This is a genomic window from Luteimonas sp. A277, from assembly GCF_054052045.1.
Map to the genome: position 1 here is coordinate 1 of NZ_JBSVRG010000021.1, position 9024 is coordinate 9024.

Sequence of the window (9024 nt, forward strand, 5' to 3'; positions counted from 1 at the left end):
TTGCGGGTGTGGCCACTCCAACAAACAGTTCTTTGCCGCCTAACACCTAAGTTAAGCCGAATTGCAGCGCGTAGCCGGGCACATGGCAAGCTTTCTTTGCCATGTGGCTGGCGTAGCGATGCAATTTCGGCTTGAACGCATTGTTAGGCCGCACCCGCCAGCAAGATGGTGAGCGCCGCCAGGTACGCCGGGACGGCAACAAGCAGACTGAGCCGGATGCGGCGAGCATACTTCACTGCGCTTGGGTCGTTGAGCTGCTGAGGCACGGGGCCAAAAGCTGTGCGGACGACCCTCATGCTCACGTTTGGATCGGCGAGCCGGGGCATGCCGGTATAGAAGAAGCTGAGAGCGCCCCGCCGATCAGCGAGATCAGGGCGCTCCGCCAAGAGCATGCGTCTGAACGACACGAGGGCGTGGAAGTAGAAGGGTGTGATTAATACACCAACCAGGACCAGCATGATTGCGAATAGCTGCATGTGCGGCCTAACACCTAAGTTAAGCCGAATTGCAGCGCGTAGCCGGGCACATGGCAAGCTCTTTCTGCCATGTGGCTGGCGTAGCGATGCAATTTCGGCTTGAACGCATTGTTAGGCGGCGCCAAGTGCAAGTGAAACCCCAATTGCGGCAACCGTGACCACCCCAAACTCCCCGGCAATACGGTACTCGCCTGGCTGGACAAGCGAAAGCTCGTCAATACAGCCGTAGTCCACGCTACCTTCGGCGTCGCGAGTGGGCGGAACCGACTCTTGGGGAAGCAGGCCGCGAACAGAAGATACGCCGGAGAATTGGATGAGGCCGGGTCGGTAGCACGCCCAATCTCCGCTCGCCGGTGGAGTCGCCTCCGGATGGCTCTGCAGGAGGCTCGCCAGAACGCTGAAGCTGAGCGAATCTGAGGACTGACGCCACGACAGAACGAACGTGTCCTCAAGAAGAATATTGTCAAACGCTTCAATGTTCATGAGCGGCCTAACACCTAAGTTAAGCCGAGCTGCGTAGTGGAGCCAACCACATGGCAAGCTCTACCTGCCATGTGGTTGGTGGAACGAAGCGGCTTCGGCTTGAACGCATTGTTAGGCGTCATCGTGCTTCAGATGTGCCGCCATTAGCAATGCGCCGTACGCCCCTAAAGCGATAAATGACGGCCAAATCGGAAGTCCGAGTCTAAACTCATTGACCAACCAGAACGTCGCGAGCAGCAGAGCGGCGCTGGAGCTAAGCGCCACGAAACCACGAGACTGCTCGCGGCCCCGGACGCAAAAAAGGAAACGGGTTATTACGTTGGTGCCCGGAGAGCGGCCTGTTGCTGCATAAAATAAGCCGAGAGCGCCAATTAGCAACAGCGGGATCGAGAAAGCGATGATGAATCCGTCCATGACCCTCTCCTATGAGGCCTAACGCCTGAATTAAGCCGAGCCGCGAAGCGGCTTCGGCTTGAATGAATTGTTAGGCCCCAGCCAGCGCTGTGACCGACTCGACTGTGATGCTGCCATTGAACCCCTCCGCAATGCACGCTGCGATGGCGTCCGAGAACTCGTCCACCAGGGCAGAACCATCTGTGTCGTAGTCGTTGTCCGCTTGCAGCAGCAACCGAGAGCCGTCCCAAGAGCACTGAACGTTCTGGTGCCAAGGCCGGTGCGTGAACTCTTCGGCGATGTCACAGGCAGCGGCAGCGCCGACCTGCTCCGGAACTCCACTACAGGCAAGGATTAATCGATACATGGGGCCTAACGCTCAAGTTAAGCCGAATTGCAGCGCGTAGCTGGCAACATGGCAAGCTTTTTCTGCCATGTTGACGGCGTAGCGATGCAATTTCGGCTTGAACGCATTGTTAGACATTGGCTGCAGAGTGTGCGACCAAAGTGAGCGCGACAGCAAACGAAGCGTGGAACGCGGTGCCAGCGGCAACACAGCGAGGGCATGACAAGCGCCAGCTGCGTGTAATGCATAAATCAATTGCCTTATCTAACAAGTAGAGACAAAAAGAAGTCCAAGCGAAAACCGGAGCAAGATGAGGGGCTGCCCAGACACATACCGCGCACGCCAACATGCTGAAGCCAGACAAGCAGGCCATAGATAGCGTCAAATGGCCTACCGCGCGGCTCCGGAAATTATAGAAGGCATCTTCCCGGATTTCGCGTACGGAAACTAGGAGCAACCCTACTAGGCCCGCTGCGCCGTACAAGATGCCCAGTCCTATGAGTAGCAGCATTGCTTATTCCATTGTCTAACGCCAGAGTTAAGCCGAGCCGCGAAGCGGCTTCGGCTTGAACGAATTGTTAGGCCCCTCTGCGGAACCCTTGATTGAGCCGGTCAGAAGAAACAAGCCGAGTAGTCCAACCCCTGGGATGAGTGTGGCCCAGTAGACATTTTCTGGCAAAGCGGTCTTTGCAAAGAAAGCGGCTCCTATCCCGCTAGCAATGCAAGTAGCTATGCCGCCGCGCTCCCACTTGGTTAGAAGAAAAAAGCGTGGTCCGGCGCCGATGCGAAAGAAGGCGCCAAGAAGGCCCGCAACACCTCCGAGGCCAAGCGAAAAAAGCCGCGGCTCGGTGTACCCCACAACTAGCAGGACAACCACAAAATGGCCAAGTAGCAGCGTGCAGCCGAACCAGACTGCAGCGAGTGCCAGCCGGACCGGTTTGCGGTTTATCAAGATTGCGATTTTGCTAAACAAGGGGCCTAACGCCTGAATTAAGCCGCGCCGCGAAGCGGTGTCGGCTTGAATGAATTGTTAGGCCGAATCACTCGAACGAATCCATAAGCAGGAAAGTTCCGGGTGATCTTTGATGCCGATCGATCAGTGGCACCAGCCTCTTGAAGTGTTCTGTATTGCAGTGCGCATCCAACGCTGTCCGATCAGGCCATTCTTCTACAAAGATGAAGTGCCCAGGATCCTTCTGGTCGATGAAGAGATCGTAGGACACGCACAGTGGTTCTTCTTTGGTTTTCTCCACAAGCTCGCGATACAGAGGCATGACATCCTCAACGCAGTCCAGCTTGATGAAGTCTTGAGCAATAACTTTGAGCATAGAGTACGGGTCCGTTGTTCGGCCTAACGCCTGAATTAAGCCGCGCCGCGAAGCGGCGTCGGCTTGAATGAATTGTTAGGCATCATTGCCGCGACTATAACTTGGCCGCTAGCGACTTGAGCCGCTTGCTTGGCTTGGATAACTTGACGTGAAGCTTTCCATCATTTGATGATCTGAGACCCGTCACATAGTCCTTTACAAGATCAAAGGTTACCGAATCGCTGATCTGATACCAGCCAGATTTGTATTTCACTTTCCCGCTTGCGATTAGATTTTCTATGTCGGGATAGTTCTCAGCGAACTGCTTGGTTCGCGCCTTGAGTTCTTCAATTTCGGATTCTGTGAGTGGCATGACTACGTCCTATGAGGCCTAACGCCAGAATTAAGCCGTGCCGCGAAGCGGCATCGGCTTGAATGACTTGTTAGCCGCCACTACAGCAGCCTCGTACCAAGTGGAACTGCCTGATCGGGCACGCAGAGCGCGACCTCCCCCTGCTCATTATGGAACCCGGTCACCAGACACTCGGACATTAAAGGGCCTACCTGCTTGCGAGGGAAGTTGACGACGGCTACCACCAGCTTGCCGACAAGCTCCTCAGGTCGATAGAGCGCCGTGATCTGTGCGCTGGACTTCTTGACGCCAAGGTTCTTGCCGAAGTCCACGTGCAAGACATAGGCGGGCTTTCGCGCCTCCGCAAACACCGACGCGCTTACGACCCGGCCAACGCGCAGCTCAACTTTCAGGAAATCGTCGAAGCTAATGGTTTCCACGCAGCTCTCTCTCACAGCGGCTAACGCCTGAATTAAGCCGAGCCGCGAAGCGGCTTCGGCTTGAATGAATTGTTAGGCCCCAGCCAGCGCTGTGACCGACTCGACTGTGATGCTGCCATTGAACCCCTCCGCAATGCACGCTGCGATGGCGTCCGAGAACTCGTCCACCAGGGCAGAACCATCTGTGTCGTAGTCGTTGTCCGCTTGCAGCAGCAACCGAGAGCCGTCCCAAGAGCACTGAACGTTCTGGTGCCAAGGCCGGTGCGTGAACTCTTCGGCGATGTCACAGGCAGCGGCAGCGCCGACCTGCTCCGGAACTCCACTACAGGCAAGGATTAATCGATACATGGGGCCTAACGCCTGAATTAAGCCGCGCCGCGAAGCGGCGTCGGCTTGAATGAATTGTTAGGCCTTGGGCCGGGATGCAGCTCTGTGATGCGCTTCGGCTTGCGCAAGTCTCGCAAGAATAGCCAGAAAGCAACCGATGGCGATGACCCCGACGCCCATTGTTGCTTGACTCAGCGACAGTATGCCAATGCCCACTGCCAAGATTCCCAGAACAACTAGAATTGCGCTCATGTCTCCCCCTGTAATGCCGGTGACCGGCGTAGCGAACCTTCAAATCTCGTAGCAATTATCAAGAACCTGAATAACGAGCCTATCGCTTGAGTTAATCGACGGCAAAGCCGTCCGCCTTAAACGATTCGTTAGGCTGGAAAGAGATATGAGCCATAAGCCCATATAAGAGTGCCAGCTATCATGAATGCCACACCAAAAACCTCATCGGTCATGACACTCTCAGCGTAGGCAATTTGGTCGGCCGTAACCTCTGACGCAAAAGAAAACCTCCCGGTAAGCATGTTGTAGATGTTTGCTACGGGTAACTTCAAGTGGAAATGAAGTGAGTGCTTGATGTTGAGAAACAAACCAGCAATTGTCACAACGGCGCCTGACGAAGAAAGAAACGAATGCCAGTGAAGAAATTGTTCGAATAAAAAAGATAGCAGCACAAGCGCACAGCAGAAACATAGTGCCCTTGCTCTATTGAAGAAGAGATATGCGATGCAGGAGAAGCATGCTTTCACGAACTTGTTCTTGATGTGCATAGTCGTCTGCTTGAAAGGCCTAACACCAGAGTTAAGCCGAGACGCGTAGTGGAGCAAAGCACATGGCAAGCTGTATCTGCCATGTGCTTTGCGTAACGAAGCGGCTTCGGCTTGAACGACTTGTTAGGCCGCCGCACGCCGAGCTTGCGCCCGACCTTGCGACAGCCCAACCCCTGAGCCGAACAGTACAACAAGTCTGGCCGAGCGGCCTGAGGCTGGCATTTGCCGGGGCCAAAGCCAGAACACGCGACTCGCGCGGCCAAAAACTCTCACTGCGCCCTGTCCGAAGCCGAGCTGCTGCAGGGCCGACTGCCGATGCCTGCACCGCGCGTGCGAGGTGCAAACGCTGCGGATAAGCGAGGCGCTACAGATTGCCTGGAGCCCGGCAACAACAGTGCGGGAAACAAGGCCTAACGCCTGAATTAAGCCGCGCCGCGAAGCGGTGTCGGCTTGAATGAATTGTTAGGCCGCAACCGAGCCATCTACCCACACGGCCTGACCCGGATGATGCTCCCGAATAGTGTCAAGTGCATCTGCCATTTCAGCCAGATCACTTGGATTCATGGGATTGGTGAAGTCTGTAACGGCCAATCCTTCTGCGCGTAAATCCTTCAGCTCAGATGGGTCCAGCACTCCAGACGAAACCCACAGGACTGCGGGCGGCCAAGCAGATGATGCGGCCAGATGATCGTAGCTTTGTCGTGAGGTTGCGAAATAGATCATTTGCGGCCTAACGCCTAAGTTAAGCCGAGACGCGCAGTGGAGCGAAGCACATGGCAAGCTCTACCTGCCATGTGGTTTGCGTAACGAAGCGGCTTCGGCTTGAACGCATTGTTAGGCGCGATCCCAGAATGGTGGGCGCTTGACCCCCGTGACAAGCGAGTGCAGTGAAGCGATTGCTTCGTGAATCTTTGCGCTCGCCTCTTTTATGTCTGCCAAGCGGATCTGCTCGGTGTGAAGTTTTAGCGATGCCCTCGCGGTCGCATAGGTGACGGTCACGCTGCCCGTGGCCTCGTCATAGGAAATTCCATTATGCGAGAACTTGTTGCGGGCCTTTTGAGCGGACTTTAGGAGCTTATGCGTTCCATCGTAGCCGGCCAGGTTAGAGTAAGTCGGCGCCAGGTGCTCACAAAGCGAAATGACTGCATCAATTCTTTGCTGAAACGTCATGTGGGCTGTGACGATGATAGCTCGCATATCGAGCATTTCGTCGTAGCCTGCCAGCTTGCTGTAAGCAACCATCATTGCGGCTTCAAGGCTGCTCCAAAGAGCAGTCATGCGCCCGAGCTCCGTCAGGTACTCAGTTGGTGCTGGCCAGTTGCTTGGAAAGTTATGCCTGCGGGAGTCCATAAGAGCGCCTAACACTTAAGTTAAGCCGAGCCGCGAAGCGGCTTCGGCTTGAACGCATTGTTAGGCGGCTGGCGACGCAGGGCGAAAACAACCGCACTACAAAGCAGCCACCAGAACACGATGAAGAAGAGGGCGAAGAACGCCGCCCCGCTGTACGGGCTACCGGGCTCGATGGCTAGAGATGGTGCAATGGCGGGCAAGCCGGTCTGTAGAAGCCAGAGCGGAGGGCCGATGAACATGTCACGAAGCCAGTGAGCATGAACAATCGCACCGTCTGTAGCGAAGGAAATTCCCAGGAACCCGACCGCCAACAGCAGCCCATTGAGACAAGAGACTAGAAATCGCCGCATACCTCCCCCTGCCGCCTAACACCAGAATTAAGCCGTGCCGCGAAGCGGCATCGGCTTGAATGACTCGTTAGGCCGCCGATGCGTGGCACCTGGGCCCAACCCCTGGACCGCACACTACCGCAACTTGGCGAAGCTTGGCCGTTCCGGCGAGAGCGGAGCCGAGGTCTACAGCTCGCGCGGCCGAGGACCCGCACCGACAACCCCAACGAGGCCGACTCGGGATGATCGTAGTTGTGCCGAAGCTGCGCCTGTCCGAAGCCGAGGTGCAGCACGAGTGACTGCCGATGCCCTCACCGCGCGTGCGAGGAGCCAACAGTCACAAAAAGAGCCTGATGTGACGGGCGACGACTAGCCCTGCTCCGTCAGTGCGGGAAACAAGGCCTAACACCTAAGTTAAGCCGAGCCGCGAAGCGGCTTCGGCTTGAACGCATTGTTAGGCCGCCGCCACCAGACACCCCGAACACTTGTCTGGAAGCGCCGCAGCCCAACCCCTGAGCCGAAACATTACAACAACTTGCCACGCTCTGGCTGCGGCCCTGGACCGAGCGTAAGAGTCTGCGCTTCAAGCTTGCTTCGGCGCCTGGGCTTGCCGGCTACCCGAAGCGCAGTATGGATGTAAGCGCCAGAACTCTTGGCCCGCGATGCTCAGGCGAGTCAAATGCTGCGCCACGCAATGTTGAACGAAGCGACCCAGCCGGCTTGGCGAAACCGGCCGAAAGAACACACCGAAATAGCGGGATGCTGGAACTCGCACCGAGTGCGGCCTAACGCCTGAGTTAAGCCGAACCGCGTAGTGGAACCAAAGGCATGGCAAGCTTTTTATGCCATGCCTTTGGTGTAACGAAGCGGTTTCGGCTTGAACGAATTGTTAGGCCGCACTTGGGATGGGCGCCTGACAGCGGCTGCGCAGGGAAATCGGGCCATACATGATGTTGACTCCCGCAAAGCCACCTGTCCGGTGCACATAGAACGCGTTGCGATTGGGTGCCAAATACAGTGTGTGCATGAAGGCATCATGGATCGCATCTGGCGGATCCGGGCCGAGGTCAATGCTCTGTATCGGCTCGCCAGACGGTAGATCAACGGTCCTTGGCCATGAGGATGGTATGCCATGAGCAACTAATGCCGATGCCTCCGCCTGGGCGCAGTCAGGCCACGCGACAGCCGAGGACTCTGGAACGGTGCTGCATCCAGCTAGCGCGGAAACAGCAACCAGTGCAGCTAGTGCTCGTGACATAAAACCTCCATGTGCAGAGAAACTGTTGTGCGGCCTAACACCTAAGTTAAGCCGAGACGCGTAGTGGAGCAAAGCACATGACAAGCTGTACCTGCCATGTGCTTTGCGTAACGAAGCGGCTTCGGCTTGAACGCATTGTTAGGCCGCACCGCCAGAAAGCCTGCCCCAAGACTGCCGAAGGCCCACAAGATGGACGAGGCCGATCAGTAGGCAGATGGAAGAACTCACAACCCAGAACGTCATGCTGTTTCCGGGGAAGTACGCCATGACCGGCACGAATGCGACCCCCCGAACAATGTAGATGGTCGTGATTGCGGAGAGGGCGGTACGCCGCAGCGGCAGCTTACGAATCACACCGGCACCGGAGAGAGCGTAAGCACTCCACCCAGCAAGAATGCCGGCAACGACCAGGGTAACGGCCGTGGGATACCAGTGGCCGGCCAGGTGCAGTTGTGCCATTTGCTCGCCGGCGCCCAAGAGCCGAAACAGCGGAGCGCCCACGGCCAGACACGCCAGATGCATCAGCGCTGCGATCCCGCTAAGGGTGGCGCCGACTACCAGAAGCTTGTTGGTTGGACTGGACATGTAGCTCCCCAGCGGCCTAACGCCTGAGTTAAGCCGACTTGCGTAGTGGAGCCAAAGCCATGGCAAGCTTTTTCTGCCATGGCTTTTGTGTAACGAAGCAAGTTCGGCTTGAACGAATTGTTAGGGCGCACACCAGCATGGATTAGCCCCTATGAATGTCTATCACGTGTCGTGGCTGGAACCATAGCTCCATGCCGGATTTGATGGTGTCTGTGCAATACGGATCGTTGTCCAGTTCGCCTCGGTACCAACCATCTAGGCGTCCTTTGATCAGAACCCACATACGCTCGCCCTGGTCAACGATCTCCCCTGAGTCGTTTGGTGCGCGGATGTAGAAGATGATTTTGACGACGTCACCTGGCTGAAGGGTATGACGCTCAGCTTGCGGAGGAATCCAGAACTTGTCTGGGCTCTCAGCGTGCGCAATCTCGCCGTCTTCAATCCGCCAGCCGTCTGTCTCTAATGAAGTGAGATGTGGTGATGTCACGAATGCGCCCTAACACCTAAGTTAAGCCGAGACGCGAAGCGGCTTCGGCTTGAACGAATTGTTAGGCCCCGTACCGCCAGCTATGACCGCATGCCTGACAGTGCATGCGCGA

13 protein-coding genes are annotated in these 9024 nt (G+C 56.5%); all 13 read right to left on the reverse strand.

Annotated elements, in window-relative coordinates; all coding sequences use genetic code 11:
- Positions 1-143 precede the first annotated feature (143 nt).
- Positions 144-476 (reverse strand): hypothetical protein, encoded by a 333-nt coding sequence (locus ACW7G2_RS13840; protein WP_456976783.1) that lies wholly within the window; start codon positions 474-476, stop codon positions 144-146.
- 111 nt (positions 477-587) lie between these two features.
- Positions 588-959: a hypothetical protein gene (locus ACW7G2_RS13845; RefSeq protein WP_456976785.1), complete on the reverse strand. Its 372-nt coding sequence runs from the start codon at positions 957-959 to the stop codon at positions 588-590.
- A 111-nt stretch (positions 960-1070) separates the two neighbouring features.
- Positions 1071-1373 (reverse strand): hypothetical protein, encoded by a 303-nt coding sequence (locus ACW7G2_RS13850; RefSeq protein ID WP_456976787.1) that lies wholly within the window; start codon positions 1371-1373, stop codon positions 1071-1073.
- Positions 1374-1443: 70 nt separating this feature from the next.
- Positions 1444-1719, reverse strand: a complete 276-nt coding sequence (locus ACW7G2_RS13855; protein WP_456976789.1) for a hypothetical protein — start codon at positions 1717-1719, stop codon at positions 1444-1446.
- A 517-nt stretch (positions 1720-2236) separates the two neighbouring features.
- On the reverse strand, positions 2237-2671 hold the full coding sequence (locus ACW7G2_RS13860; RefSeq protein WP_456976791.1) for a hypothetical protein: 435 nt from the start codon (positions 2669-2671) through the stop codon (positions 2237-2239).
- Between the two features lie 67 nt (positions 2672-2738).
- Positions 2739-3026: a putative quinol monooxygenase gene (locus ACW7G2_RS13865; RefSeq protein ID WP_456976793.1), complete on the reverse strand. Its 288-nt coding sequence runs from the start codon at positions 3024-3026 to the stop codon at positions 2739-2741.
- Positions 3027-3120: 94 nt separating this feature from the next.
- Positions 3121-3378: a hypothetical protein gene (locus ACW7G2_RS13870; RefSeq protein WP_456966256.1), complete on the reverse strand. Its 258-nt coding sequence runs from the start codon at positions 3376-3378 to the stop codon at positions 3121-3123.
- 80 nt (positions 3379-3458) lie between these two features.
- Entirely contained in the window at positions 3459-3797 is a 339-nt protein-coding gene (locus ACW7G2_RS13875) for a tRNA-binding protein (protein ID WP_191728689.1), read from the reverse strand.
- A 72-nt stretch (positions 3798-3869) separates the two neighbouring features.
- Positions 3870-4145 (reverse strand): hypothetical protein, encoded by a 276-nt coding sequence (locus ACW7G2_RS13880; protein WP_456976789.1) that lies wholly within the window; start codon positions 4143-4145, stop codon positions 3870-3872.
- A 1220-nt stretch (positions 4146-5365) separates the two neighbouring features.
- Positions 5366-5626: a hypothetical protein gene (locus tag ACW7G2_RS13885; protein WP_456976796.1), complete on the reverse strand. Its 261-nt coding sequence runs from the start codon at positions 5624-5626 to the stop codon at positions 5366-5368.
- Between the two features lie 111 nt (positions 5627-5737).
- The gene (locus ACW7G2_RS13890; protein WP_456976798.1) at positions 5738-6181 is read right to left on the reverse strand and encodes a hypothetical protein; all 444 of its coding nucleotides are present in this window, start codon (positions 6179-6181) and stop codon (positions 5738-5740) included.
- A 92-nt stretch (positions 6182-6273) separates the two neighbouring features.
- The gene (locus ACW7G2_RS13895) at positions 6274-6492 is read right to left on the reverse strand and encodes a hypothetical protein (protein ID WP_456976800.1); all 219 of its coding nucleotides are present in this window, start codon (positions 6490-6492) and stop codon (positions 6274-6276) included.
- Positions 6493-7978: 1486 nt separating this feature from the next.
- The gene (locus ACW7G2_RS13900; RefSeq protein WP_456976802.1) at positions 7979-8425 is read right to left on the reverse strand and encodes a hypothetical protein; all 447 of its coding nucleotides are present in this window, start codon (positions 8423-8425) and stop codon (positions 7979-7981) included.
- Between the last annotated feature and the right edge of the window lie 599 nt (positions 8426-9024).